The following is a 27,000-nucleotide window of genomic DNA, read 5'->3' as shown; positions in this document are numbered from 1 at the left end:
TCTCTTTCTCTAATCAGATGAAGGGGGAGTTATTTTTTATTTATGATAAGTAAAAACGGGAGATACCTCAATGAAACAAATCCCAATGACAGTAAAGGGAGCTGAACTATTACGTGCCGAACTAGAAGAGCTAAAAAATGTCAAAAGACCACAAATCACTGCAGCCATAGCTGAAGCAAGAGCGCACGGAGATTTAAAAGAGAATGCTGAATACCATGCAGCAAGAGAACAACAAGGTTTTTGTGAGGGTCGAATTCAAGAAATTGAAGGCAAATTATCACAAGCACAAATTATAGATATTACCAAAGTAAAAAATACTGGACGTATTATTTTTGGCGCAACAGTAACAGTAATAAATATTGAAAACGACGAAGAAACAACCTATCGCATCGTAGGTGATGACGAAGCAGACTATAAACAAAATCTTATTTCGGTCAACTCACCTATCGCCAGAGGTCTAATCGGCAAAGAAGACGGTGATACCGTACAAATCAAAACGCCAGGTGGTGATGTAGAATTTGACATTGTTAAAGTTGAATATATCTAGTAAAAACAACTTTCACAAAAGCAGATACACAAACAGGGCAACTAGCCCTGTTCTTGTATTTATTTAGGTAAAGTGATTTTCTTATCCTCACTTGGTCTAAAAATTGTAAAATTAGAGCCAACCAATTGCACGGATAACGCTTTTGTTTCGCGAATAATGGCATCACAAATAAGCTTCTTGGTTTCACGGTCTTCAGCAGAAACTTTAATTTTAATTAACTCATGGAAATTTAACGCGTTGTCAATTTCGGCAAGCACGCCTTCGGTAAATCCATTAGCACCAATCATCACAATAGGTTTTAAATGATGAGCTTCACTTTTTAAATACTGTTTTTGTTTATTCGATAAATTCATTAAATTTTTATCACATTAAGTTGCAATTTTGCTATTCTACCCTTATATATATCTGTAATCAATGAAGTAGCCTCTTTACATTAAGGATTTATTCGCTGTGAGTAACAAAAAACGCTCAGCAAGCTCAACGCGTTGGCTCAATGAGCATTTTAAAGATCGCTTTGTGCAACAAGCACAAAAAAAAGGATTACGATCCAGAGCATGGTTCAAACTAGAAGAAATTCAAAAAAGTGACAAACTCTTCAAACCTGGGATCACTGTCGTTGATTTAGGTGCCGCACCTGGAGGTTGGTCGCAATATGTTGCATCACTCATTGGTGATAAAGGTCGCATTATTGCGTGTGACCTACTACCAATGGATCCTATTGTCGGGGTTGACTTTTTACAAGGTGATTTTCGTGACGAAGGCGTATTAAAAGCATTGCTAGAACGTGTTGGCGAAGACAAAGTCCAAGTAGTCATGTCAGACATGGCCCCAAACATGAGTGGTCAACCTGCCGTTGATATACCAAGAGCCATGTATTTAGTTGAACTGGCATTAGACATGTGTCGAGACGTACTTGCTCCTAACGGAAACTTTATCGTTAAAGTATTTCAAGGAGAAGGATTTGAAGAGTACCTAAAACAGGTGCGAAATATGTTCAAAACTGTCAAAATTCGCAAGCCTGAAGCATCACGCGCTAGGTCTCGAGAAGTTTATATTGTTGCAATGGGTATGAAGTAGCCAGTTGTATAATTTTGTAGTACCATACTTCGTTAAATTTAGTCGTAACTGTTAATTTTTATGAGAGGTTTTTCTTTTGAACGACATGGTAAAGAATTTACTGATCTGGGGAATTATCGCTGTAGTATTGATCGCTGTATTTAACCAATTCAGCTCAATGTCAAATAGCAGTCCTCAAGTCAATTATACTCAATTTAATTCCGATATCACCAATGGCAAACTCCAAGAAGTGCATATTAACGGACGCGAAATTGTTGCTACAACCAAAGAAAATAGTAATTACACTACCTACATCCCCTATTTTGATGAAAAACTCATGGATGACCTGTTAAGCAACAAAGTACCTGTCTATGGTAGCCCTGATGAAAAACCAAGCCTAATCGTTAGTATTCTGGTTTCTTGGTTTCCTATTATTTTGCTCATTGGTTTTTGGCTATTTATGATGCGCCAAATGCAAGGTGGTGGCAAAGGTGGACCAATGTCGGTTGGCAAAAGCAAAGCCCGCATGTTAACACCCGATCAAATTAAAACTAAATTTACAGATGTTGCAGGTAGCGAAGAAGCCAAACAAGAAGTGACCGAAGTGGTCGACTTTTTACGCGATCCGGGCAAATATCAAAAATTAGGTGGACGCATACCAAAAGGAATCTTAATGGTCGGTCCTCCAGGCACAGGTAAAACCTTATTAGCCAAAGCCATTGCTGGCGAAGCCAATGTCCCATTCTTTAGCATTTCAGGCTCTGACTTTGTTGAAATGTTCGTTGGAGTGGGGGCATCACGTGTGCGCGATCTTTTTGAACAAGCACGAAAACACTCACCTTGCATCATCTTCATTGACGAAATTGACGCCGTAGGTCGCAAACGTGGTGCAGGGTCAATGGGTGGTCACGATGAACGTGAACAAACATTAAACCAAATGCTTGTTGAAATGGATGGCTTTGAAGCCAACAGCGGAATCATCATCATCGCAGCAACAAACCGCGTTGACATCTTAGATCCGGCATTACTACGACCGGGCCGCTTTGACCGCCAAGTGCAAATTGGCTTACCAGACATGAAAGGCCGTGAACAAATTCTTGCGGTGCATGTCCGTAAAGTACCACTAGGAAGTGATGTCGACTTATCTGTCCTAGCTCGAGGCACGCCGGGCTATTCGGGTGCAGAACTGGCAAATTTAGTCAACGAAGCGGCATTATTTGCTGCACGTCGAAACAAACGCCTAGTCACCATGGACGAATTTGAAGAAGCCAAAGATAAAATCAACATGGGTACTGAAAGACGGTCACTAACCATGACACAAGAACAGCTCATATCAACAGCATACCACGAAGCTGGGCACGCTATTATTGGCCACTTAATGCCTGATCACGACCCAATTCACAAAGTCACCATCATTCCGCGCGGACGCGCCCTTGGTGTCACCTTCTTCTTACCAGAAGGTGATCGTGTCAGTGAAAGCCGTGAAAAGCTTGAAGGCGACATTGCTACGCTTTATGGTGGACGATTAGCAGAAGAGCTCATCTATGGCGAAAATAAGATCTCAACAGGTGCATCAAATGATATCAAAGTAGCCACACAATATGCACGAGCCATGGTAACCCAGTGGGGCTTTTCTGATCGCTTGGGACCACTGTTCTACGAAACAGATGACAATGGATATGGACGACCAAAAGACATATCTGACGAAACAGCTCGCATTATTGACGAAGAAGTTAAAGCCATTATTGACCGCAATTATCAGCGCGCTCGTAAAATCTTAACGGATAATATTGACGTACTACATGCAATGAAAGATGCACTAATGAAATACGAAACCATTGGTTCAAAACAAGTTGCAGACTTAATTGCTCGTCGTCCACTCACCACACCGGATGACTGGACAGAAAGTGACGAACAGGCAGCAAAACAGATCCCAAATGAAGGGAATGACACGCCGCCACAATCAGAAAGCGAATAAATTCAAAAAATAAAACGCGCTACGGCGCGTTTTTTCTCGATAAAATATCTTAAGATAAATACAATCACATAATATAACCCTAATAAGGCTGTGAATCATGGAAATACAGTTTCAAAATCAAATAATGGATCTCTCGTTCCCACAAGTCATGGGCATTGTTAACATGACACCCGATTCGTTTTCTGACGGAGGAAGTTATAACAACCTTGATGATGCTATGCGCCGTGTTGACAGCATGATTCAAGCTGGTGCCACATTCATCGACGTCGGCGGCGAATCTACTCGCCCCGGCGCAGCCGAAGTATCAGTTGACGAAGAGCTAAACCGCGTTGTGCCATTGGTTGAAAAAATAGCCCGATATTTTGATGTATGGATTTCGGTCGACACATCAAAACCACAAGTTATGACCGAATCGGCCAAGGCAGGCGCACACCTAATCAATGACATCCGTGCACTAACGCTCCCCGGCGCAATGGAAGCTGCAGCACAAACTGGCTTACCGGTTTGCGTCATGCACATGCAGGGAGACCCTCAAACCATGCAAAATGCACCACACTACAAGCAAGATATCTATCAAGAAGTCGATGACTTTTTTGCAAAACAGATCGAACGCTGCATAAGCGCCGGCATCGATCGTCAAAAAATCATACTCGACCCCGGTTTTGGATTTGGTAAAACACTAGCGCACAATTACCGACTATTAGCCATGCTTGAACAGTTCCACCATTTCAACCTACCTTTATTAGTCGGCATGTCCCGAAAATCTATGATAGGACAAGTGCTAAATGTCCCACCACAAGAACGAATGTTAGGCAGTGTATCTTGTGCGGTGATAGCGGCAATGAAAGGGGCGCAGATTATTCGAGTGCATGATGTAAAAGAAACGTTTGATGCATTAAGAATTGTACAAGCTACATTAGCTGAGCAAGCATAATTTTGCTTCTAAAGGTCATTTTGTTATTATCATTGAATAAAAGATTTTAGCCGTTAAAGATATATATAAAAACGGCTAAAATCTAGTTTGATTCAACTACTCCGAAATAAATTAATAAAAAATATATTTATAATTACTATAGTGCAGCTATATATTCTTCTAAGTGCGATTTAATTACTGTTACATGAGGTCCATAAATAACTTGAACACCTTGCCCATTAATAATTATTCCTTTTGCGCCGGTTGATTTTAAGATCTCTTTATCAACCAATTGATTATCATGTACAGAAACTCTTAACCTTGTTGCACAACAATCAATATAAGTAATATTTTGTTTACCTCCTAATCCCTTTAAAATATTAATTGATTGATTGCTATTATTTTTTTGTTTAATTTTTTTTATATTTTCTACATCTTTTTTTGTATATAATTTAGTTTCCTCATTATCACTTTCTCTACCTGGTGTTTTAAAATTAAATTTTTTGATTAAGAAACTAAATGTGAAATAGTATAGAGGAAACATTGGCAAACCAATCAAAATAACATTAATCCAGTGAGTTTTATTATTGCCTTGTAAAACACCAAATAATATAAAATCAATTAAACTACCAGAAAACGTTTGTCCAACACCAACATCAAAAATATGGCATAACATGAAAGAAAAACCAGCATAAATACAATGAATCACATATAATAAAGGCCCTGCAAATAGGAAAGAAAACTCAATTGGTTCAGTAATCCCAGTTAAAATAGCAGTTAAAGTTGCAGAAAGTAAAAGCCCCAAGACCATATTGCGATTTTGAGGTTTAGCTGTACGATAGATAGCTAGTGCTGCACCCGGAATACCAAATAAATAGAATGGAAACTTACCAGCCATAAAGCGGGTTGCTTCAACTGAAAATTCTGTTGTATTTGGGCTAGCCAGTTGAGCAAAGAAAATATTTTGTGCTCCTGTAACAAGATTACCATCAATCATTGCTGTACCACCAACTCCTGTTTGCCAAAATGGCATATAAAATACATGATGTAAACCAAATGGAATTAAGGCTCGTTCAATAAATCCATAAATAAATGTTCCTGCATAGCCCGATTTATTAACTAATTGACCTAATAACAAAATTCCATTTTGGATTGTAGGCCAGATATAAAACATTAAAATACCAATAAATAAATAAACGAACGCGGTAATAACAGGAACAAAGCGTGAGCCGCCAAAGAATGATAAAATAGCTGGTAACTCAATTCGGTAATAGCGATTATGTAAAGCTGCAACACCTAACCCAACAATAACACCGCCAAAAACCCCCATTTGTAGAGTTTGAATTCCAACCGCATCACCTAAAGATCCATTCGGCAATGCCCCTTCTTTTAATAACTCTTTTAACTCTAATAGTGCATGAATAGTTGAGTGCATGATAAAAAATCCAACAGCACCAGAAATAGCAGCGACTTCTTTTTCTTGCTTTGCCATCCCCATTGCAACTCCAATAGCAAATAGAATGGGAAGATTAGAAAATATAACGCTACCAGCATTTTTCATTATGGTTAAAAATACATGTAGTAAAGTTCCTTCTCCTAAAAAACTTTGTAATCCATAAGAAATAATTGTTGTTTCATTGGTAAATGAAGCCCCTATACCCAACATTAATCCAGCCGCAGGAAGCAGTGCAATTGGTAACATAAAGGATCGACCAACCCGTTGTAATACACTAAAAAAAATACTTTTCATTGTAGTTAACCCTAATTTTTATTAAATGATAATAGTGAACGACCAAAAGTTCACAAAATAAATTTTATATGTGAAATATTTTTTTTAAAAGAGATCTTGTTCACATAATTTTAATAAAAAATTAATTTTTTTAGCTTTTTTAACGGTGAAAACAATAAAAAGATAATTAATAATTATCTTTTTATTTTTATTTTGTAAATTAAGACCTTTATATTCATAAAGGTCATTCTAAATTATGATAGGTTTCTTAGCTCATTAAGAGTCTGTTTATAAGATTTATTTTTAATAAATAACCCAGCAGTCCCAAGTATAAAATATTCCACATAAGGCAATAATTGTTTGATAATGTTTGAATTTATCGCACCATCAATAGCGATTGCAGTTTTTAAATTTCTATCTTTAATTATTGAACTTAACCTCTTAACTCTATCGATAGAATTATATATAAAAGGTTGACCCGCAAATCCTGGGTTTACAGACATTATCAAAACAACATCAATTATATCTAAAACATCTTCTAATACACATAATGGAGTACCAGGATTAATTGCAACACCAACTTTTTTACCTGTTGATTTAATTTGATTTAAAGTTCGATGTATATGTGTTAATGTTTCTACATGAACATAAATAATTTGGCAACCAAGTTGTGAAAATTTTTCAATATATAGAGATGGATTGCTAATCATTAAATGAACATCATAAGGAATCTTTGATAATTTACTTACAGCTTTTATATCTTCTAAACCTAAAGCAAAATTGGGTACAAAATTACCGTCCATTATATCAATGTGGAACATATCGACACCCGATTCTTCCAGTAACTTTATTTCAGTTTCCAACTTTGAAAAATCAACACACATTAGTGAAGGACAAAATTTACTCATGAAATTCTCCTTTTTGAATTTTGTCTATTTGATTTATTCTTGTTTGATGACGTCCCCCCTCAAATTTTGCCATTAACCATTCATTAATAATCATTTTTGCTAGCTCACTTCCAACTACACGAGAACCAAAAGCAAGAATATTAGTATTATTATGTTCTCGTGATAATTTTGCAGAATAAGGATCACTACAAACAACTGCCCTTATTCCTTGACATTTATTTGCAGCAATAGAAATACCTATTCCTGTCCCACATATTAATATTCCTAAATCCGCTTGTTTTGTATTTACTGAACATGCCACCCTATGAGCATAAATTGGATAATCTGTTCTTTCTGTTGATGTAGCACCGAGATCAATTACTGTAATATTTTTATTCTCCAAATAATCAATAATATCTTTTTTCAAAATATATCCAACATGATCATAACCTATTGCAATTTTCATAACCCCTCCTTATATGATTAAAAACAAAACCGTTAACTTCACAAATAAAAATATTAACGTTAATTATTTTTTTTGTAAAGTTTAAAAAGTGGGTGAAAATTTATTTTTTTACAATGTGCTTAATTTCAAATTAGGTTAGAATTACTAAAAAATGTATGGAGAGAACCTGTGAAACAACTAAATAATTCAGAAAATTCTAATGCACTCGCAATTGGAGCTATGATTCGTATTTCACTTTCAAGTTTAAGCAATACCGAGCAAAGAATTATTGAATGGATGATGGTAAAAGGAAATTTAAAACCAAAAACAAGTATCAAAGAAGTTGCAGAACAGCTATCAGTTTCTGAACCATTGCTAGTAAAAGTATCTAAAAAATTAGGGTATTCTGGTTTTAGAGAAATTAGAAAGGCTTTACTTTCATATTTTGATGCATTACCTTTTGATCGAGAACAAGAACTATCTGAAAAAGATAACGTCGAAAATATTATTGAAAAAGTCTTTAATAATTCGGTACAAGCATTAAAAGAAGCTCAATCTATTGTCGATGCAAAAATTATCTCACGAGCAGCAAAATGGATTTTTCATGCTAATCGTATCATTATTCTTGGTATCGGAGGGTCTGCTATTGTTGGCCAAGATTTTGAACATAAATTATTGAGAATAGGGATTCACAGCCATACTTATAGTGATAATCATTTAATGGTGATGGTTGCCAGCCAACTAAAAGAAAACGATGTTGTTATAGCTATCTCACAATCAGGAAATACTTCAGAAATATGTAACGCTATTTTGGTTGCTAAAAAGAATAAAGCCAAAATTATTTGTATTACCAATAATCATCAATCAGAGCTAGCTGAAATTTCAGATCTATCTATATTCAGTCCAGCTAAAAATGGCCCATTACTTGGTCAAAATGCAGCAGCTAGAATTATACAATTAACCTTATTAGACACGTTATTTATATCCATTGTTGTACTAGATCATGAAAAATCCAAAGTTCATTTAGAACGTAGCATTGATGTAGTAAAACCATTGCATAAAAGAATTCAATTCAGTGAATAGTTGAAGAAATGGGCATTTTAAGCTTTAAAATAGAAAGCTATATTGCCAATTGCAATGCTAACCAACTTTGATATTGCTAACTATTTTAATTTTTAAACAAAAAATAGACCTAAAAAAACAATAAAACCAACATAATTATTATTTAAAAAAGCTCGAAAACAACGTTTCCGATCTCGTTTTTTTATCAACCATTGTTGGTAAATAAATAGTATTGCAACCAGCAATAAAGCAATATAAAAAACCAACGACAATTGGTTGATGACGCCAACCATCAATAGGCCAATCATGGTAAACGCCTGCAATACCCCTATAATTAACTTATCGTACTGCCCAAATAAAATGGCGGTGGATTTTATGCCTATTTTGATATCGTCGTTACGATCCACCATCGCATATTCCGTATCATAAGCAATTATCCAACAAATATTAGCAAAGCAAAGTAACCAACAAGTAGGGGGAAATTGCTCTATAATGGCGGCATATGCCATAGGAATACACCAGCTAAAGGCAATGCCTAAGGTGACTTGTGGTAAGTGGGTGTAGCGCTTCATAAAGGGGTAAATCATTGCCGTTAATAAGGCTATGATTGCAATAAGCCATGATAGTTTATTTAAAGTGAGCAACAGGCAAAGCGCAATGAGTAATAGGGTAAATAAGGTCCATAGTGCATTTTTTTCGGTCAATGCACCCCGCACGAGTGGGCGTTTTTTTGTGCGTTCGACGTGTGCATCAAAATGACGATCGGCATAGTCGTTGACAACGCACCCAGCTGCCCGCATGGTAAATACCCCTAAAATAAAAATGAGGGTAATATAGGTATAGGGCTCACCTGTCAACCATATCGCCCAAAGCGTTGGCCAAAGTAGTAGTAAGGTGCCGATGGGTTTGTCTAACCGCATTAGTTGTATATAAGCTAACATAAATGTTTTTTGCTATTTGAAATAATAAGTGGATTATACCTTGTTACTTAAAAGCTGCAATGTACACTATCCTCTGCAAAGGTGGTGAGACAAAGGAAAAAGTTAGATCATGAATAAATACTGTTCCACAATCACAGCTAATGCTCGGTAAAATGGACTTATCTCATTTTGTTTTAACTTTTTTAAATAGGCCGAAGACCAAATCAATAAGTGTTCATTAATTAACTGTTTTGCAGCTTTGGGATTGTTCTTTTCTTGCAATATGGCATAGGCCATTAGCATTAACCCAAATTGGTCTTCGGGTTCGTTGATGCCGGTATTAAGTGTTAAGCCGTGTTGCTGTAAGAATTGCCGGTAGCGTTCTTGTGATTCGCCCATTAATAGCTGCTCTTGATCTAAATAAACCGATCCCCAAGGGGGAGCGGGCATAGCACCCTGCCCTTCAAATAATAGTGAAAATTGGTAATTAAGTTCTGGGTTGTTGATTTGAGTAGCGATTATTTGGCACTGTTCACCAATAAGCACAGTATTTTGCCAATCAACAATATGCTCAAGCTGAAATAAGATATCAATGAGCGGTTTAACCGTTTGGTGATCAGGTGGATAATAAAAAAAGGCACCAAATAGTTTTGCCAAAATAGTGGATGTAATTTTATCTAGATGCGTTGCTTCATTATTTTTCATTAAATCGCTACCTAACTATAAATAGATAGTATTGATTTGGGATGCCATTAAATAAAATAGCCTTCCTAATCATACCAGTAGATAAACACCCAAATACGGTAAAAAAACCAGTGGTAATTTGTACATGTTATACCTCTTCGGGGTTGAGTATTTGTCCCAGTGTATCGCCCGAGGCTTTCGCTTGAGGATGGGGTTTGATAACAATATTGGGTTTAGTTAGATTTTCGTTTGGTAGTGGAGCAATGTTCCGCTCATTACCATGTCGCTGGCGGAGTTTTTCGATTTCGTCAAAGTCTAACGCTCTTTGCGGACAGGAGTCGACACAAACAGGTTTGAGTCCTTGTTCAACACGTTCATAACAGCCATCACATTTTGACATAACCTGTTTTTGATGATCAAATTGCGGTGCGCCATAAGGACAATGGGTTTCACAACGTCGGCAACCAATGCAAATATCTTGATTAACAACCACTAAGCCATCTTGTGAGCGTTTATGCATTGCTCCCGTTGGGCAACCTTGTACACAAGCAGGCTCTTGGCAATGATTACATGAGATGGATAAATAGTAGGTAAAAGTATCGTTTTGCCACATACCATCAACTTGCTGCCAAGTACCTCCGCCATACTCATAAACACGGCGAAAATTAACACCTAATGCATTATCTTTTTCATCTTTACAACTGATTTGGCAGGTTTTGCAACCGGTGCATTTTGAAGAATCAATATAAAATCCATATTGCATTTTTATTATCCGTTCTTTAATTTATGATACTCAACACATAGTCAATAATGGTTTGACTTCAACCAGATTAGTATGTTGTGGATTGGCTTTTGCAAGCACCGTTGGGCGCAATGATGTTAAGCGATTAATACAACCGCCAATATCAATCCCGGCCGCATTGGTTTTTGCCCACATTCCTTGCGGAATAGCAATCACACCCGGTAATATCCTTGGTGTGACTTTAGCTGGAATACAGAGCCGACCTCGATCGTTGTAAACCTCAACTAACTGGCCATGTTTTATTTGTCTTTGCTCGGCATCAAATGGATTAATCCAAATACTGTTAGCAACCGCTTCGCGCAGTTGTGGTAAATTACTGTAACTGGAATGGCATTGCCCTTTGGTATGGAAGCCAATCAGTTGTAGCGGGTATTTTTTGCGTTTGGGTTTATCTTCACTGCCTTCAATTGCGGGTAGGTAGGCTGGAATAGGATAAAGGACATCGTCTGGAGCAAGTTCCCATTCGTTGGCGATGGTGGCTAATGCTTCTGAATAGATTTCTATTTTTCCTGATGGGGTGTTTAATGGGTTTTTAATTGGATCGTCTCGAAAAGCTTTTAACCCAATTTGCGTATCGCTATCAGCCAACTTACGATCAATAACGCCCATACCATCAGTATTGGCAAAAGGCGGTAAATGAGATTGGCTTTTACGCAGTTTTTCATAGCAATAAGCTATCCAATCTTCTTGCGTTCGCCCTTCGGTGAATTTGTCTTTTATACCCATTTTTTCAGATAATTGCGTTAATACCTCATAAGCTGGACGGTTTTCCCAAAGTGGTTTTATTGCCCGTTGCATGCGGATGATATAGTGATAAGCACCCGATGAGTAAGAGTTATTAATCAAATCGTTACTTTCAACCGATGAGACATCGGGCAGAACTAAGTCCGCATATTTTGCCGATGCGGTCATATGCGTATCCCAAACAAGAATAAATTCACATTTAGACTCATCCTGTAGGATTTGATGAGTACGATTAAGATCAGAATGCTGGTTGCCAATAACATTACCGGCGTAATTCCAGATAAATTTGATGCCAACATCTAATTTATCTTTGCCACGTAAATAGGCATTTTTTGCCGTTAAGCTTAACGGATCGTCAATCGCTTTTGTCCACAAAAAGAAAGGAATACTGGTTTTTATAGGGTTGGGGATACTTAAACTTGGAACAGGATAAGTTATACTTCCCCCCCATGTGCCAATGTTGGTGCCCGGTTTACCAAATTGACCAGTGATAATTGGCAATAACATAATTGCCCGAGCAGTATGTTCACCATTTTGCCAACGCTGTACACCATAACCTTGCGATATCCAAGCCGCTTTTGCATTCACAATATCCATAGCCAGTTTGCGGATCTGCTCGGCTGGAATGCCTGTTTTTTTAGCCGCCCATTCAGGTGTTTTAGGTGTTCTGTCATTACCTAATCCTAAAATATAGGATTTATAATCGCTAAAAGGGGGGGCACTGTCTGGTAGGGTATCGGCATTCCAACCAACACAATATTGGCTAAGCATGGCATCATCAATACGATCTTGTTCAAGTAACGCATATCCTATTGCCGCCACAAGCGCCGCGTCAGTTCCAGGAATAATCGGAATCCAATCAGCATGATAAGCCACCACACTTTCACTTCGACGTGGGTCAATAATAATCACCCGTGCTTTGCTTTGTTCTAATGCATGAAAAAGCTCGGTAACTTGTCCACCACCTGACATTCGGGTTTCAGCAATGTTATGTCCAAACATAACAACTAAATCGGAGTGCTTGATTTGATCAAGTAATGACTCCTTAGCATTACCATAAATATAAGGCCGAATGGCCGAAATCTGCCCACTTGAATAGTCACCATGATAATTTAAAAAACCACCAATCGTACTTAAAAAACGCTGACACGCATTACGACCTGAAATGTTAGCACCAGTCGTACCTGATCCATATTGATAATAAATCGCTTCGTTACCATAGTTGTCGATCGTATGTTTGAGCTTTTCAGCTAGTAAATCAATCGCCTCACTCCACGAAATGCGTTTAAATTTACCTTCACCACGTTTGCCTATTCTTAGCATTGGGTATTTTAAGCGTTCTGGATCGTAAGTGCGCCAACGAACGGAACGGCCACGTAAACACGGGCGAATTTGATGTTGTCCAAAAATCGGGTCATCAATGCCATCTTCTGAAGATATTTTAGTGATAATATCGTTTTTTACATGAACTTTTAAAGGACAACGGCTACCGCAGTTAACTAAACAAGCACTATAATAAATTTGTTCTTTATCCGTAGGGTTAAGAGGTTTTTTGTTATTAACATCGCTATCCGGCTCTACATAGGCAAAAGGTAATTGCATATTGCTAGTTAATGCTGCTACACCGCCAATAGTTGACGATTTTTGTAAAAAATCACCCTGATTTATTATATTTTTATCTTTTGACTTGCTCATTTAATTCCCTTATTTTTTTATACGGGATTTTCTTATCATCGTACTAAAATTACGATAAAAAATCTTAAAAAGTAAATTATCTTTTCTAACCAATACGATAAGTTGGATTTATGAGTTTAACTTAAACGCCGGTGCCATTGACCTTGGTCTTATTGTACAAAGGTTGGTATAATAACTGTCATTTATTCGAATAGATAGAAAAACTATGTCGCAATCTACTTATAATGCCGTTGATATTGAAGTTTTAAAAGGGCTTGATCCTGTTCGTCACCGTCCAGGTATGTACACCGATACCACTCGCCCAAACCATTTGGGCCAAGAAGTCATTGATAATAGTGTCGATGAAGCTATTGCCGGCCATGCTCGTCAAATTAAGGTGACACTTTATGAAGATAACTCACTTGAAGTGATTGACGATGGGCGCGGCATGCCTGTTGATATTCACCCAGAAGAAGGCGTGCCTGCAATTGAGCTATTGCTTTGTCGTTTGCATGCTGGGGGTAAGTTTTCGAACAAGAATTACCAGTTCTCTGGCGGTTTGCATGGTGTGGGTATTTCGGTGGTAAATGCATTATCAAAACGTGTTGAAGTCACTGTTCACCGTGATGGACAAGTGTACGAAATGGCCTTTGAAAATGGCAACAAAGTCGAAGATTTACACATCACTGGTACATGTGGGCGCCGTAATACGGGTACCAAAGTGCATTTTTGGCCAGACGAAAAATATTTTGATTCACCTCGATTTTCAGTGCCTCGCTTGTCACATCTACTTAAAGCCAAAGCGGTTCTTTGTCCCGGTCTTGAAATTACCTTTAAAGATAAAATCAACAATACCGAACAACGCTGGTGCTATCAAGATGGATTAAAAGACTATTTGATGGAGTCGGTAAGTGGTTATTCACTACTACCCGAAATCCCGTTTACTGGTAGTCACATTGGCGAAACCGAAGCGGTTGAATGGGCGTTACTTTGGATGCCTGAAGGCGGCGAGCTATTAACCGAAAGTTACGTTAACTTAATTCCAACAATTCAAGGTGGTACGCATGTTAATGGTTTACGTCAAGGCTTGTTAGATGCCATGCGTGAGTTTTGTGAGTTTCGTAATTTGTTGCCGCGTGGCTTAAAATTAACGGCTGATGATATTTGGGAACGTTGTGCTTATGTTATTTCAGTCAAAATGCAAGAGCCACAATTTGCAGGCCAAACCAAAGAGCGATTATCATCACGCCAGAGTGCGGCATTTGTGTCGGCAATTGTGAAAGATGCATTTAGCCTTTGGTTAAATCAACATGTTCAATTAGCCGAATTACTGGCTGAAATGGTGATTTCAAGCGCGCAAAAACGCTTAAAAGCCTCAAAAAAAGTCATCCGTAAAAAGCTAACTAGTGGTCCTGCACTACCGGGTAAGCTGGCTGATTGCTCATCACAAGATTTAAGCCGTACTGAGCTTTTTTTAGTGGAAGGGGACTCGGCTGGCGGTTCAGCTAAACAGGCTCGAGACCGTGAATTTCAAGCCATTATGCCGCTTAAAGGTAAGATTTTAAATACTTGGGAAGTGTCATCTGACGAGGTGCTTGGATCACAAGAAATTCATGATATTTCGGTTGCTATCGGTATCGATCCGGATAGTGATGATTTGAGCCAATTACGTTATGGTAAGATCTGTATTTTAGCCGATGCCGATTCTGATGGACTACATATTGCCACTTTACTTTGTGCGTTATTTGTTCGTCACTTTCGTGCGATGGTTGAGCATGGACATGTGTTTGTTGCAATGCCCCCGCTTTATCGTATCGATTTAGGTAAAGAGGTGCATTACGCCCTAGATGAAGAAGAAAAAGAAGGCATTTTAGAACAGCTAAAACGTAAAAAAGGCAAACCGAATGTACAACGCTTTAAAGGTCTAGGCGAAATGAATCCATTGCAACTGCGTGAAACAACAATGGATCCTAATACTCGCCGTTTAGTGCAGTTATCCCTTGATGATGCCGAACAAACGATGGCACTGATGGATATGCTACTTGCTAAAAAACGCTCAGAAGATCGCCGCGAATGGCTACAAGAAAAAGGCGATCAAGTTGAACTTGATGTCTAACCAACAGAATGATTTAGAGGAACAATAATGAGTGAGATAACTCATGATGGAGTAGAAGTCCAATCACTACGCACCTTTACTGAAAGTGCCTATTTAAACTACTCAATGTATGTCATTATGGATCGTGCGCTACCATTTATTGGTGATGGCTTAAAACCTGTGCAACGACGTATTGTTTATGCCATGTCAGAATTAGGACTAAATGCTCAAGCAAAATTTAAAAAATCAGCACGTACCGTGGGTGATGTACTTGGTAAATATCATCCTCATGGTGATAGCGCCTGTTACGAAGCTATGGTACTCATGGCTCAGCCGTTTTCATATCGCTATCCATTAGTTGATGGACAAGGTAACTGGGGGGCGCCGGATGATCCTAAATCATTTGCTGCTATGCGTTATACCGAATCACGCTTATCGAAATATGCTGAATTATTATTAGGTGAGTTAGGGCAAGGAACGGTTGATTATACGCCAAACTTTGATGGTACGTTGCAAGAACCTAAAATGCTACCAGCCAGATTGCCAAATATTTTACTAAATGGCACAACGGGGATTGCGGTTGGTATGGCAACCGATATTCCTCCACATAATATCCGTGAAGTAGCTAATGCGGCAATTATGCTTGCTGATAACCCAAACGCGACATTAAGCGAAGTAATGGCTCACATACAAGGGCCGGACTTCCCTACCGAGGCCGAAATTATTACGCCTCGTGACGATATCGAAAAAATCTACAAAACAGGTCGTGGATCTATTCGTATGCGTGCCGTATGGAAAAAAGAAGACGGTGACATTGTCATCACCGACCTTCCTCATCAAGTTTCAGGCGCTAAAATTTTAGAGCAAATCGCTTCACAAATGCGCGCTAAAAAACTGCCTTTAATTGAAGATTTACGCGATGAGTCGGATCACGAAAATCCAACTCGTTTGGTGATTGTGCCGCGTTCAAATCGAGTCGATTTAGAGCAAGTCATGAATCATTTATTTGCAACAACCGATCTCGAAAAAAGCTATCGCGTCAATATGAATATGATCGGGCTAGATAATCGCCCATCAGTAAAAGGATTAGTCGAAATTCTAACCGAGTGGCTGGAATATCGCAAAAACACCGTCACGCGCCGCTTAAATTATCGATTAGATAAAATATTAAAACGACTGCATATCCTTGATGGTTTATTAATTGCATTTTTAAATATTGATGAAGTTATCGATATTATACGTAATGAAGATGAACCTAAGCAGGAGTTAATCAGCCGTTTTGCATTAACCGATATTCAAGCCGAAGCAATTTTAGAGTTAAAACTACGTCATTTAGCCAAACTTGAAGAAATGCGCATTAAAGGTGAACAAAGTGAGCTTGCAAAAGAACGCGATCACTTGCAAGCATTATTATCTTCACCGAAAAAACTGAGTAATTTAATAAAAAAAGAGCTACAAGAAGACGCTGAAAAATATGGTGATGAGCGTCGTTCTCCGATCGTTGAACGTAGTGAAGCTAAAGCCATTAGTGAACAAGAGTTAACACCATCAGAACCTGTTACCGTGATTTTGTCTGAAATGGGCTGGGTTAGAACAGCTAAAGGTCATGATATTGATGCTACCGGTTTAAGCTATAAAGCGGGTGATAGCTTTAAAGCTGCCGCAAAAGGAAAAAGCAATCAGCCCGTTATCTTTATCGACTCAACAGGTCGTAGTTATGCTATAGAGCCTAATACCCTACCATCTGCCCGAAGCCAAGGAGAGCCATTAACCGGTAAACTAGCACTACCGGCAGGCGCAACGGTTGAACATGTTTTGATGTCACAAAATGATAATCAAAAATTCTTGCTGGCTTCAAGTGCAGGGTATGGCTTTATTTGTCAATTTAGTGATTTAATTGCTCGTAACCGCAATGGTAAGGCGATTATCAATTTACCTAAAGAAGCAAAAATCCTAGCACCAATTGAAATCCCATCAGAAGATAGCTTATTGTTATCGATCACTAAAGCTGGTCGAATGCTCATCTTCCCTGTCAAAGATTTACCTGAACTTGCCAAAGGTAAAGGAAATAAAATTGTGTCGCTTGCTGGTACAGATGATAGCCTTTCTTATATGATGCTAATTACCCCAGAAACAGCGGTAACTTTATATGTTGGTAAACGCAAACTTACGCTACATCCTGCTGATTTACAAAAATTTAAAGCAGAACGAGCACGTAAAGGCACTTCATTACCACGAGGTTTGCAAAAGATAGATCAAATTGAGGTGAACGAATAATATGTCTTTTATTTGGGCGATAATTACAGGCTTTGTTTTAAGCAGTGTATTAAAAACAGGATGGGGGTTTATACTTGGACTATTTATTGGTCCAATGCTTTACCAAGCATTTTGCAATAAATTGACCGAACAAAAAACCAAAGCAAACCCAGAACTTTACTTAACAGTTGTTTTTGAAGTCCTTGGTCATTTAAGTAAAGCAAAAGGTGTTGTCACTCAAGACGATATTAATCTTGCTAGCCAATTCATGGACAGATTACAACTGGATCGAAATAGTCGAAAACTAGCACAAGACTCATTTAATCGAGGCAAAGCAAGTGATTACCCACTCCGATCTCGTTTAGCGGAACTATATGCACAATATCGTTACCGACGAAATGTGTTAAATATTTTTTGTGAACAACTGATCCAAGCGGCATTAGTTGATGGCATTTTAGATGAAAAAGAGCAACAAATTCTTTTTGTTGTGGCTGAAGAATTTAATATTCCACGTCAACAAATGGCAATATATATTCAAATGATGATGGGTAGCTACCATTTTCGTCAGAATGGTTATCACAACCAACAAAATCAGCGAGATCAGTATCAACGTAGCAATCATTATGGTGGTTATCAAGGCAGATCAACACAAGCTGATCTACAAAATGCTTACAAAATTTTGGGTATTGACTCGTCTGCGGAGATCTCAGAAATCAAAAGAGCTTATCGAAAATTAATGAACGAACATCATCCAGATAAGCTAGTATCAAAAGGTCTACCAAAAGAGATGCTAGAAGCCGCAAAAAAACGAGCACAAGAAATCCAAGCTGCCTATGATCTTATCAAAGCATCACGTGGATTTAAGTAGAGACTAATACTATGATGCATTGGCGCTCAATCATTAGAATTGTTGGACTATTAATTGCCCTGCTATCGACATTTATGCTATTACCTGCACTTGTAGCATTAATTTATCGCGACGGCGCGGGGGCAATTTTTGTGCGTTCGTTTTTTGCTGCGCTAATTTTAGGGTGTCTTTTATGGCTTCCTAATCGCCATCAACGCCATGAGCTAACCACTCGCGAAGGCTTCTTTATTGTTGTGCTATTTTGGGTTGTTTTAGGTACAATCGGTGCTTTCCCTTTTATTTTTGATACCCATATTAATTTAAATTTAACTACCGCATTTTTCGAATCATTTTCAAGCTTAACCACAACAGGTGCTACAACTATTGTAAAATTAGAACACCTTCCTAAGGCTTTACTGTTTTATCGTCAATTACTGCAATGGCTTGGTGGTATGGGTATTATCGTACTTGCTGTTGCCATATTGCCATTATTAGGCGTTGGGGGTATGCAACTTTATCGGGCTGAAATCCCCGGTCCACAAAAAGACAGCAAAATGCGCCCACGCATTGCCGAAACGGCAAAAACACTCTGGTCAATTTATATTTTTCTTACTACTCTTTGTGCGATCTGCTTATGGTTTGCAGGTATGAATGTTTTTGATGCGATTTCACATAGCTTTTCAACCATTTCAATGGGTGGATTTTCAACTCACGATGATAATCTTGCTTACTTTAATAGCCCCGCAATCAACTACATTATCACCCTCTTTTTAGTCTTATCAGGTTGTAACTTTGCACTACATTTTGCTGCATTAAGTGGATTTTCAATTAAGGTTTTCTGGCGAGATCAAGAGTTTAGAACCTTTATTTTTATTTTAGCCATTTTAATTATAATTTGTGCATTTGGCATTTATGTTTACCAACCAGAACGAAAACTCAGCATAGATAAAATAGTGCTACAAGTTGTATCTATCTCCGCAACTGTTGGTTTTACCGTAGATGATATCAATACATGGCCATCATCATTACCCATTTTTTTACTATGCGCATCATTTATTGGTGGTTGTGCTGGTTCAACTGGCGGCGGTTTAAAAGTGGTGCGAGTTTTGCTTCTGTTTATGCAGGGATCGCGTGAATTAAAACGCCTTATTCATCCGAATGCGATTTATACATTAAAATTAAATAACCGTGTTGTTTCAGAACGTATTATTGAAGCAGTTTGGGGATTCTTTTCTGCCTATGCATTAGTCTTTTTAGTCAGCTTATTTATTATTATGGCAACTGGCATTGATGCTACTGATTCATTTTATATTGTTGCTTCATCACTCAATAACTTAGGCGTTGGGCTTGGCAATGTAAGCGATAATTTTGCTAGCGTAAGTGACGTTGTTAAATGGGTCATGGTTGTCGATATGTTATTTGGCCGATTAGAAATATTTACCTTACTGGTTTTATTTACGCCAACTTTTTGGCGGAGTTGATTTTATATTAAAACAAACAATTAACTGAAATCTTTTGACAAAATACACAATTTTTATAAATATTTTATTGATTATTTAGTTAATTACAGACAGAATTACAACACAGCATGTGCTGTATTTATTAGAGGTAATCACCTGACATATGGAATGGATCATGGATCCTACAATCTGGATTGGTTTATCCACTCTGGTTGTACTTGAAATCGTCCTTGGTATTGATAACATTGTTTTTATTGCCATCCTTGCCGAGAAACTTCCTCCCAACCAACGAGACAAAGCGCGCATTACTGGCCTTGCTTTCGCATTAATTACGCGAATATTGCTACTAATGTTCACAGGTTGGTTAGTTACACTCACCACACCACTATTTACGATATCTGGAATCAGCTTTAATGCACGCCAACTGATTATGTTAATCGGTGGAATATTTTTATTATTTAAAGCCACCATGGAGCTCAACGAACGTCTTGAAGGTGCATCACAAGAAGACGGTAAACCCAAAAAAACCTCTCACTTTTGGACTGTTGTAGCACAAATAGTTGTACTTGATGCCGTGTTTTCGCTTGATTCGGTGATCACTGCGGTAGGAATGGTTGAACATATTCCTGTGATGATTATTGCCGTGTGTATTGCCATTGCCATTATGATGGTTGCAAGTAAACCACTGGCCAATTTTGTCAATGATCATCCAACCATTGTCATTCTTTGTTTAAGTTTTTTATTGATGATCGGTTTTAGCCTCGTTGCCGAAGGGTTTGATTTTATGATTCCAAAAGGCTATTTATACGCGGCTATTGGCTTCTCAATTATGATTGAGTTTTTCAATCAACTGGCTATTTTTAATCGTCGCAAAGCCTTAAATAAAAAGCCATTACGCGAACGTACCGCCGAAGCCATTTTACACTTACTTAAAGGTGATGCCGAAGAAGATCCTGATACTAACACCGTCGATGTCATGTCTGATGAAAATAAAAAAGTATCAGTGTTTAATCATCAAGAACTAAGTATGGTTGAACGTGTACTAGGCCTAGCCCAACGTTCAGTCAGCAGTATAATGACATCTCGACTTGACGTTGATATGGTCAATATCAATGATGATCGTGAGGTTATTATTAAAGAGATTTTTGAAAATCCTCATTCACGTTTAGTCGTTACCGATAATGTTTCAATTGATGAGCCACTAGGAATCATCCAAGTTAATGATCTATTAAAAGATATACTACAAAATAAAGAGCCCATTGATATTCACTCGCTTATCAAACAACCGCTGATCTTCCCTGAAACCGTATCGTTACTAGTTGCATTAGATCAATTTAAAAAAGCCAAAACTCATTTTGCTTTTGTGGTGGACGAATTTGGCTCAATGCAAGGGGTTGTTTCGGTGACAGATATTATTGAAACCATTGCCGGTGACTTCCCGACCGAAGAAGAAGAAATTGACGCCAAACACGATATTCAATGTCTAGATGATAACAGCTGGATCGCTAATGGCTATATTCCGGTTGAAGAACTTATCCGTTTTGTACCCATTCCCATTGATGATAAACGTGAGTATCACACCCTAGCAGGGCTATTAATGGAAAAAGCTCAGCATTTACTTAATGTTGGTGAAACCTTACAAATCGGCGATTATTTATTTGAAGTGGCAGAAATAGAAAGCCACAGAATTTTGAAAGTAAAAATTGTGCTAAACAAGCAGGAGTTCGCTTCAACGTAGTTTATTCCTAAGCGCTATATTAATTACAATAGCGCTTGACCAAAATAAATAACTAGCAATAATAGCGCAATAAAATTTCTGTTTATTTGAAGATGTAGAGCCTAGTTCTTCATCTTTTCTATTTTTTATTTTTACCTTTCTTTTGGTAAAAAATAGGTAACACTCATTCATTCTATTAACCAAAATTAGGCTTTAACTTATGCATTCAATATTCGAAAAACTCTTTCAATTGAAAGAAAAAAAAACAACCGCTGGTACTGAAATTATTGCAGGATGTACCACCTTCCTCACAATGGTCTATATCATCTTTGTTAATCCATCTATTCTATCTGCAACCGGCATGGATAAATCTGCGGTATTTGTACTAACTTGTGTGATTACTGCGTTGGCAACGATTTTAATGGGCTTATTTGCTAACTTACCAATAGCACTTGCACCGGCAATGGGGCTGAACGTCTTCTTTGCTTATGGCGTCTGTGGTGCAATGGGCTACTCTTGGCAAGTCGGTATGGGAGCCATATTTTGGGGGTCATTAGTCTTTTTTGCATTATCACTATTTAAAGTTCGTCACTGGTTAATTGAACACATTCCACAATGCTTACGTGTAGGTATTAGTGCCGGTATCGGGCTATTTATTGCTTTTATGGGATTTCAAAACATGGGTATTGTAGTTGCCTCACCTGCGACACTACTAACCATGGGTAATATCTTATCGCTTAAAGTGTTATTGGGTTCGCTTGGTTTTTTCATTATTATTATTTTAGCGGCTCGTAACTTTCATGCAGCAGTATTAATTTCGATTTTAGTTGTAACTTTATTAGCACTATGGCTCGATCCTAATATCAGTTACCAAGGTATTGTATCTATGCCACCAAGTGTTACCAGTGTTGTTGGTCATGTTGATCTAGCTGGCTCACTTAATATCGGTATTATGGGCGTTATTTTTTCAATAATGATTGTCAGCCTATTCGACTCATCAGGTACTATTTTAGCATTAACCGATAAAGCTGGAATTAGTGACGAAAAAGGTCGATTTCCCAAAATGCGTCAAGCACTATTAATTGATAGCTTTAGCTCTTCTTTAGGTGGATTATTTGGTACATCATCAGTGTTAACCTATATCGAAAGTTCTGCAGGTATTTCAGTCGGTGGACGTACGGGGTTAACTGCGGTTGTTGTCGGTATATTATTTTTAATAGTGACATTTTTATCACCACTAGCGCATTTAGTACCTACTTATGCAACATCAGGCGCACTTATTTTTGTTGGGATTTTAATGGTTTCAAGCTTAGTTAAAGTTAACTGGTCTGATTTAACCGAAGCAACACCGGCCTTTATTACTGCAATCATGATGCCTTTTGCTTTTGCTATTACTGAAGGCGTCGCCCTTGGTTTTATCTCTTATGTAATATTAAAAGCCTTTACGGGTAAATTTAAACAACTAAACCTATGTGTGATTATTTTTGCCGTACTTTTTGCTTTAAAATTTATCTTTATTGATCATCACTAATCACATTTCCCCCTACTGCTACTCATGGTAGGGGGAAATATATCAATATGATAAATACAAATACCCATTTTCCCCCTAAAATTACCCTATCCTATCTCATAAAAACATCGTCATAATTCCGTAATAATTAAACTCAAGATCAAGCACTTAATGATCGCAAAAACTTGACATTATCTCTTCTGGGGTCTAGAATCTTGCGACCCAAAACTTATATAAAATAGGTTTTGGTCTACAGTTATTAATTACGTATCTAAAAAGCAATTTTAAATTTATTTTAATTAATCAGGAGCTTATTAATGGCAACAATTAATCAGCTGGTACGCAAACCAAGAGCACTAAAGGAAGCAAAAAGTAACGTTCCTGCCCTTGAAGCATGCCCGCAAAAACGCGGTGTTTGTACTCGTGTTTACACAACTACACCGAAAAAACCAAACTCAGCATTACGTAAAGTATGTCGTGTACGTTTAACCAACGGTTTTGAAGTGACTTCTTATATCGGTGGTGAAGGTCATAACCTACAAGAACATAGCGTAATTTTAATCCGTGGTGGTCGTGTTAAAGACTTACCGGGTGTTCGTTATCACACTGTTCGTGGTGCATTAGACTGCGCAGGTGTTAAAGATCGCAAACAAAGCCGTTCTAAATACGGTGTTAAACGACCTAAAGCTTAATGGAACTCCGTTAAGTAAGGCCAAACTATATAATTCCATTTAACTCATTTGAGTTTTGGGTAAACCTGAAAATTTATAACATATAAACGGAGTATTCCAATGCCACGTCGTCATGTTGTCGGTCAAAGAAAAATTCTTCCTGATCCGAAGTTCGGTTCAGAGTTACTGGCGAAATTTGTAAATATTTTAATGATAGATGGTAAAAAATCTATCGCAGAATCAATCGTATATTCAGCTCTTGATAAATTAGCTGAGCGTAGTGGAAAAGACCACTTAGCAGCTTTCGAAGTTGCATTAGATAACGTAAGACCAACTGTAGAAGTTAAGTCTCGTCGCGTTGGTGGTTCTACATACCAAGTTCCAGTTGAAGTGCGTCCAGTTCGTCGTAATGCACTTGCAATGCGTTGGATTGTAGATGCTGCACGTAAACGTGGCGATAAATCAATGGCTTTACGCCTAGCGAATGAACTTATGGATGCTTTTGAAAACAAAGGTACCGCTGTGAAAAAACGCGAAGATGTTCATCGTATGGCTGAAGCTAATAGAGCGTTTGCACACTATCGTTGGTAATATTCGCACTTATACTTATATAAGTGACTTGAATTAGGACTGATAGCCCTTATCTGCTATCAGTCAACCAAAATGATGTTTTATTAAGCAAACGATTCTAAACAGAGGATTAATATGGCTCGTACAACCCCTATAGCACGCTATCGTAATATCGGTATCAGTGCACATATTGACGCAGGTAAAACAACAACGACTGAACGTATTTTGTTTTATACTGGTGTTAGTCACAAAATTGGTGAAGTTCATGATGGCGCAGCTACCATGGACTGGATGGAACAAGAACAAGAACGTGGTATCACTATCACATCTGCTGCAACAACTGCATTCTGGTCTGGTATGGGTCAACAATTTGAACCACACCGTATCAACATCATCGACACCCCGGGACACGTTGACTTTACAATCGAAGTTGAACGTTCTATGCGTGTTCTTGATGGTGCGGTAATGGTTTACTGTGCAGTTGGTGGTGTTCAACCTCAATCTGAAACTGTATGGCGTCAAGCAAACAAATATAAAGTTCCACGTATTGCATTTGTCAACAAAATGGACCGTATGGGTGCTAACTTCTTACGTGTTGTTGATCAAATCAAAACTCGTTTAGCAGCAGTACCTGTTCCTTTAGTTTTACCAATCGGTGCAGAAGAAGGATTTACTGGTGTTGTTGATTTACTTAAACGTAAAGCAATCAACTGGAATGATGCTGATCAAGGTGTAACATTCACTTATGAAGATGTACCAGCCGGAATGGTTGACCAAGTTGAAGAATGGCGTTCTTTCTTAATTGAAACTGCGGCTGAAGCAAGTGAAGAGTTAATGGAAAAATACCTTGGTGGTGAAGAGTTAACTGAAGAAGAAGTGAAAGCAGCATTACGTGAACGCGTACTTGCTAACGAAATCATCTTAGTAACTTGTGGTAGTGCCTTTAAAAATAAAGGTGTTCAATTCATGCTTGATGCAGTTATTGAATATTTACCAGCACCAACTGATGTACCTGCAATCAAAGGTGAATTACAAAACGGTGAAGCGGCTGAACGTCACTCAAGTGATGACGAACCATTCTCATCATTAGCGTTCAAAATCGCAACTGACCCATTTGTGGGTAACTTAACATTCTTCCGTGTTTACTCTGGTGTGGTTAACTCTGGTGATACTGTTCTTAACTCTGTTAAAGACAAAAAAGAACGTTTTGGTCGTATCGTTCAGATGCACGCTAACAAACGTGAAGAAATTAAAGAAGTTCGCGCTGGTGACATCGCTGCGGCAATCGGTCTTAAAGATGTAACTACAGGTGATACACTTTGTGCTGAAAGTGCACCAATCATTCTTGAAAGAATGGAATTCCCAGAGCCAGTAATTTCGGTTGCTGTTGAACCAAAAACCAAAGCTGACCAAGAAAAAATGGGTCTTGCTTTAGGTCGACTAGCACAAGAAGATCCTTCATTCCGTGTTCACACCGATGAAGAATCAGGTCAAACCATTATTTCTGGTATGGGTGAACTTCACTTAGAAATCATCGTTGACCGTATGAAACGTGAATTTAAAGTGGAAGCAAATGTTGGTAAACCACAAGTTGCTTACCGTGAAACAATTCGCAATGAAGTAGAACAAGAAGGTAAATTTGTTCGTCAGTCTGGTGGTCGTGGTCAATATGGTCATGTATGGTTAAAAATCAAACCATTGGAAGCAGGTGGCGAAGGCTACAAATTCAACAATGAAATCGTTGGTGGTGTGGTTCCTAAAGAATACATCCCTGCAGTTGATAAAGGCTGTCAAGAACAAATGAAAAACGGTGTTCTTGCTGGTTACCCAATTGTTGATGTTGAAGTCACTATCTATGATGGTTCTTACCATGACGTTGACTCATCAGAAATGGCATTTAAAATTGCCGGTTCAATGGCATTTAAAGATGGCTTCATGAAAGCTAAACCTGTGCTTTTAGAACCGATTATGAAAGTAGAAGTTGAAACTCCTGAAGATTATATGGGTGATGTTATCGGTGACTTAAACCGTCGTCGCGGTATGATCGAAGGAATGGAAGATACTGCAACTGGTAAAACAGTTAAAGCACAAGTTCCACTTTCAGAAATGTTTGGTTATGCAACAGACCTTCGTTCACAAACTCAAGGTCGTGCTTCTTACTCAATGGAGTTCTTGAAGTACAATGAAGCACCAACAAATATTGCAACCGCAATTATTGAAGCTCGTAAAGCAAAATAATTTTATCTAAATAAAGTAACGCTTCCCTTAATGAATTAAGGGAAGTGATTTAATAAAGGAACATTAAGATGTCTAAAGAAAAATTTGAACGTACAAAACCCCACGTTAACGTTGGTACAATCGGCCACGTTGACCATGGTAAAACAACTTTAACTGCGGCAATTACTTCTGTACTTGCTAAAAAATACGGCGGTC

23 protein-coding genes are annotated in these 27,000 nt (G+C 38.1%); 15 read left to right on the top strand and 8 right to left on the bottom strand.

Annotated features, from left to right (window positions below):
* The first annotated feature begins 70 nt into the window (after positions 1-70).
* The gene (gene greA / locus GYX25_RS11010) at positions 71-547 is read left to right on the top strand and encodes a transcription elongation factor GreA (protein ID WP_091350702.1); all 477 of its coding nucleotides are present in this window, start codon (positions 71-73) and stop codon (positions 545-547) included.
* Positions 548-606: 59 nt separating this feature from the next.
* Here greA and yhbY read toward each other — a convergent pair whose 3' ends face one another.
* A complete protein-coding gene (yhbY, locus tag GYX25_RS11005; RefSeq protein WP_091350700.1) occupies positions 607-900 on the bottom strand; it encodes a ribosome assembly RNA-binding protein YhbY in 294 nt (97 codons plus the stop codon).
* Positions 901-997: 97 nt separating this feature from the next.
* On the opposite strand from yhbY, the gene rlmE reads away from it, so the two are divergent.
* The 3 genes from rlmE to folP all read left to right on the top strand — a co-directional run bounded on the left by rlmE (position 998) and on the right by folP (position 4,515).
* On the top strand, positions 998-1,624 hold the full coding sequence (gene rlmE, locus GYX25_RS11000) for a 23S rRNA (uridine(2552)-2'-O)-methyltransferase RlmE (RefSeq protein ID WP_174787372.1): 627 nt from the start codon (positions 998-1,000) through the stop codon (positions 1,622-1,624).
* A gap of 85 nt (positions 1,625-1,709) precedes the next feature.
* The gene (gene ftsH / locus GYX25_RS10995; RefSeq protein WP_091350694.1) at positions 1,710-3,581 is read left to right on the top strand and encodes an ATP-dependent zinc metalloprotease FtsH; all 1,872 of its coding nucleotides are present in this window, start codon (positions 1,710-1,712) and stop codon (positions 3,579-3,581) included.
* A gap of 97 nt (positions 3,582-3,678) precedes the next feature.
* The gene (folP, locus tag GYX25_RS10990; RefSeq protein ID WP_091350692.1) at positions 3,679-4,515 is read left to right on the top strand and encodes a dihydropteroate synthase; all 837 of its coding nucleotides are present in this window, start codon (positions 3,679-3,681) and stop codon (positions 4,513-4,515) included.
* Positions 4,516-4,651: 136 nt separating this feature from the next.
* Here folP and GYX25_RS10985 read toward each other — a convergent pair whose 3' ends face one another.
* The 3 genes from GYX25_RS10985 to rpiB form a co-directional block, all read right to left on the bottom strand.
* Positions 4,652-6,244, bottom strand: a complete 1,593-nt coding sequence (locus GYX25_RS10985) for a PTS transporter subunit EIIC (protein WP_174787371.1) — start codon at positions 6,242-6,244, stop codon at positions 4,652-4,654.
* Positions 6,245-6,477: 233 nt separating this feature from the next.
* Positions 6,478-7,131: a ribulose-phosphate 3-epimerase gene (rpe, locus tag GYX25_RS10980; protein WP_091350686.1), complete on the bottom strand. Its 654-nt coding sequence runs from the start codon at positions 7,129-7,131 to the stop codon at positions 6,478-6,480.
* The gene (gene rpiB, locus GYX25_RS10975; protein WP_091350684.1) at positions 7,124-7,576 is read right to left on the bottom strand and encodes a ribose 5-phosphate isomerase B; all 453 of its coding nucleotides are present in this window, start codon (positions 7,574-7,576) and stop codon (positions 7,124-7,126) included. Before rpiB ends, rpe begins: the two co-directional genes overlap by 8 nt.
* A gap of 168 nt (positions 7,577-7,744) precedes the next feature.
* Between rpiB and GYX25_RS10970 the strand changes: the two genes are divergently transcribed.
* On the top strand, positions 7,745-8,638 hold the full coding sequence (locus GYX25_RS10970; protein WP_202983865.1) for an SIS domain-containing protein: 894 nt from the start codon (positions 7,745-7,747) through the stop codon (positions 8,636-8,638).
* Between the two features lie 92 nt (positions 8,639-8,730).
* On the opposite strand, the gene ubiA is transcribed toward GYX25_RS10970, so the two are convergent.
* From ubiA to GYX25_RS10950, 4 genes are all read right to left on the bottom strand, one after another.
* Positions 8,731-9,558 (bottom strand): 4-hydroxybenzoate octaprenyltransferase, encoded by an 828-nt coding sequence (gene ubiA / locus GYX25_RS10965; RefSeq protein ID WP_174787370.1) that lies wholly within the window; start codon positions 9,556-9,558, stop codon positions 8,731-8,733.
* A gap of 102 nt (positions 9,559-9,660) precedes the next feature.
* Positions 9,661-10,242 (bottom strand): TorD/DmsD family molecular chaperone, encoded by a 582-nt coding sequence (locus GYX25_RS10960; RefSeq protein ID WP_202983864.1) that lies wholly within the window; start codon positions 10,240-10,242, stop codon positions 9,661-9,663.
* A 127-nt stretch (positions 10,243-10,369) separates the two neighbouring features.
* Positions 10,370-10,984: a DMSO/selenate family reductase complex B subunit gene (locus tag GYX25_RS10955; protein ID WP_091350678.1), complete on the bottom strand. Its 615-nt coding sequence runs from the start codon at positions 10,982-10,984 to the stop codon at positions 10,370-10,372.
* 30 nt (positions 10,985-11,014) lie between these two features.
* Complete coding sequence (locus tag GYX25_RS10950; RefSeq protein ID WP_174787369.1) at positions 11,015-13,462, bottom strand: DMSO/selenate family reductase complex A subunit; 2,448 nt, start codon at positions 13,460-13,462, stop codon at positions 11,015-11,017.
* Positions 13,463-13,667: 205 nt separating this feature from the next.
* Between GYX25_RS10950 and parE the strand changes: the two genes are divergently transcribed.
* The 10 genes from parE to GYX25_RS10900 all read left to right on the top strand — a co-directional run.
* The gene (parE, locus tag GYX25_RS10945; RefSeq protein ID WP_160404044.1) at positions 13,668-15,557 is read left to right on the top strand and encodes a DNA topoisomerase IV subunit B; all 1,890 of its coding nucleotides are present in this window, start codon (positions 13,668-13,670) and stop codon (positions 15,555-15,557) included.
* Between the two features lie 27 nt (positions 15,558-15,584).
* Positions 15,585-17,813: a DNA topoisomerase IV subunit A gene (gene parC / locus GYX25_RS10940; RefSeq protein WP_160404045.1), complete on the top strand. Its 2,229-nt coding sequence runs from the start codon at positions 15,585-15,587 to the stop codon at positions 17,811-17,813.
* Between the two features lies 1 nt (position 17,814).
* A complete protein-coding gene (gene djlA / locus GYX25_RS10935; RefSeq protein WP_091350667.1) occupies positions 17,815-18,660 on the top strand; it encodes a co-chaperone DjlA in 846 nt (281 codons plus the stop codon).
* Between the two features lie 14 nt (positions 18,661-18,674).
* Positions 18,675-20,120, top strand: coding sequence for a TrkH family potassium uptake protein (locus GYX25_RS10930; protein ID WP_091350719.1), 1,446 nt, complete (start codon positions 18,675-18,677; stop codon positions 20,118-20,120).
* Between the two features lie 142 nt (positions 20,121-20,262).
* The gene (locus tag GYX25_RS10925; RefSeq protein WP_174787368.1) at positions 20,263-21,837 is read left to right on the top strand and encodes a TerC family protein; all 1,575 of its coding nucleotides are present in this window, start codon (positions 20,263-20,265) and stop codon (positions 21,835-21,837) included.
* 199 nt (positions 21,838-22,036) lie between these two features.
* Complete coding sequence (locus GYX25_RS10920) at positions 22,037-23,347, top strand: NCS2 family permease (protein ID WP_091350660.1); 1,311 nt, start codon at positions 22,037-22,039, stop codon at positions 23,345-23,347.
* Between the two features lie 296 nt (positions 23,348-23,643).
* On the top strand, positions 23,644-24,018 hold the full coding sequence (rpsL, locus tag GYX25_RS10915; protein WP_034883792.1) for a 30S ribosomal protein S12: 375 nt from the start codon (positions 23,644-23,646) through the stop codon (positions 24,016-24,018).
* Between the two features lie 99 nt (positions 24,019-24,117).
* Positions 24,118-24,588 (top strand): 30S ribosomal protein S7, encoded by a 471-nt coding sequence (rpsG, locus tag GYX25_RS10910; protein WP_034915550.1) that lies wholly within the window; start codon positions 24,118-24,120, stop codon positions 24,586-24,588.
* A 114-nt stretch (positions 24,589-24,702) separates the two neighbouring features.
* Positions 24,703-26,805: an elongation factor G gene (gene fusA, locus GYX25_RS10905; protein WP_091350658.1), complete on the top strand. Its 2,103-nt coding sequence runs from the start codon at positions 24,703-24,705 to the stop codon at positions 26,803-26,805.
* 68 nt (positions 26,806-26,873) lie between these two features.
* On the top strand, positions 26,874-27,000 hold a 127-nt coding region (locus GYX25_RS10900; RefSeq protein WP_238786112.1), incomplete at its 3' end, for a GTP-binding protein.

The sequence above is a fragment of the Gilliamella sp. ESL0254 genome, from assembly GCF_013344985.1.
In the GTDB taxonomy this organism is placed as follows: Bacteria; Pseudomonadota; Gammaproteobacteria; order Enterobacterales; family Orbaceae; genus Gilliamella; species Gilliamella bombicola.
The sequence above is the reverse complement of the archived record's forward strand: the minus strand, read 5'-3'. Positions and strand labels throughout refer to the sequence as shown.

Bases quoted from the DNA above. Each gene is read 5' to 3' on its own strand.
- greA (WP_091350702.1), top strand. From the start codon at position 71: ATGAAACAAATCCCAATGACAGTAAAGGGAGCTGAACTATTACGTGCC.
- yhbY (WP_091350700.1), bottom strand. From the start codon at position 900: ATGAATTTATCGAATAAACAAAAACAGTATTTAAAAAGTGAAGCTCAT.
- ftsH (WP_091350694.1), top strand. From the start codon at position 1,710: ATGGTAAAGAATTTACTGATCTGGGGAATTATCGCTGTAGTATTGATC.
- folP (WP_091350692.1), top strand. From the start codon at position 3,679: ATGGAAATACAGTTTCAAAATCAAATAATGGATCTCTCGTTCCCACAA.
- GYX25_RS10985 (WP_174787371.1), bottom strand. From the start codon at position 6,244: ATGAAAAGTATTTTTTTTAGTGTATTACAACGGGTTGGTCGATCCTTT.
- rpe (WP_091350686.1), bottom strand. From the start codon at position 7,131: ATGAGTAAATTTTGTCCTTCACTAATGTGTGTTGATTTTTCAAAGTTG.
- rpiB (WP_091350684.1), bottom strand. From the start codon at position 7,576: ATGAAAATTGCAATAGGTTATGATCATGTTGGATATATTTTGAAAAAA.
- ubiA (WP_174787370.1), bottom strand. From the start codon at position 9,558: ATGTTAGCTTATATACAACTAATGCGGTTAGACAAACCCATCGGCACC.
- GYX25_RS10960 (WP_202983864.1), bottom strand. From the start codon at position 10,242: ATGAAAAATAATGAAGCAACGCATCTAGATAAAATTACATCCACTATT.
- GYX25_RS10955 (WP_091350678.1), bottom strand. From the start codon at position 10,984: ATGCAATATGGATTTTATATTGATTCTTCAAAATGCACCGGTTGCAAA.
- GYX25_RS10950 (WP_174787369.1), bottom strand. From the start codon at position 13,462: ATGAGCAAGTCAAAAGATAAAAATATAATAAATCAGGGTGATTTTTTA.
- parE (WP_160404044.1), top strand. From the start codon at position 13,668: ATGTCGCAATCTACTTATAATGCCGTTGATATTGAAGTTTTAAAAGGG.
- parC (WP_160404045.1), top strand. From the start codon at position 15,585: ATGAGTGAGATAACTCATGATGGAGTAGAAGTCCAATCACTACGCACC.
- djlA (WP_091350667.1), top strand. From the start codon at position 17,815: ATGTCTTTTATTTGGGCGATAATTACAGGCTTTGTTTTAAGCAGTGTA.
- GYX25_RS10930 (WP_091350719.1), top strand. From the start codon at position 18,675: ATGCATTGGCGCTCAATCATTAGAATTGTTGGACTATTAATTGCCCTG.
- GYX25_RS10925 (WP_174787368.1), top strand. From the start codon at position 20,263: ATGGAATGGATCATGGATCCTACAATCTGGATTGGTTTATCCACTCTG.
- GYX25_RS10920 (WP_091350660.1), top strand. From the start codon at position 22,037: ATGCATTCAATATTCGAAAAACTCTTTCAATTGAAAGAAAAAAAAACA.
- rpsL (WP_034883792.1), top strand. From the start codon at position 23,644: ATGGCAACAATTAATCAGCTGGTACGCAAACCAAGAGCACTAAAGGAA.
- rpsG (WP_034915550.1), top strand. From the start codon at position 24,118: ATGCCACGTCGTCATGTTGTCGGTCAAAGAAAAATTCTTCCTGATCCG.
- fusA (WP_091350658.1), top strand. From the start codon at position 24,703: ATGGCTCGTACAACCCCTATAGCACGCTATCGTAATATCGGTATCAGT.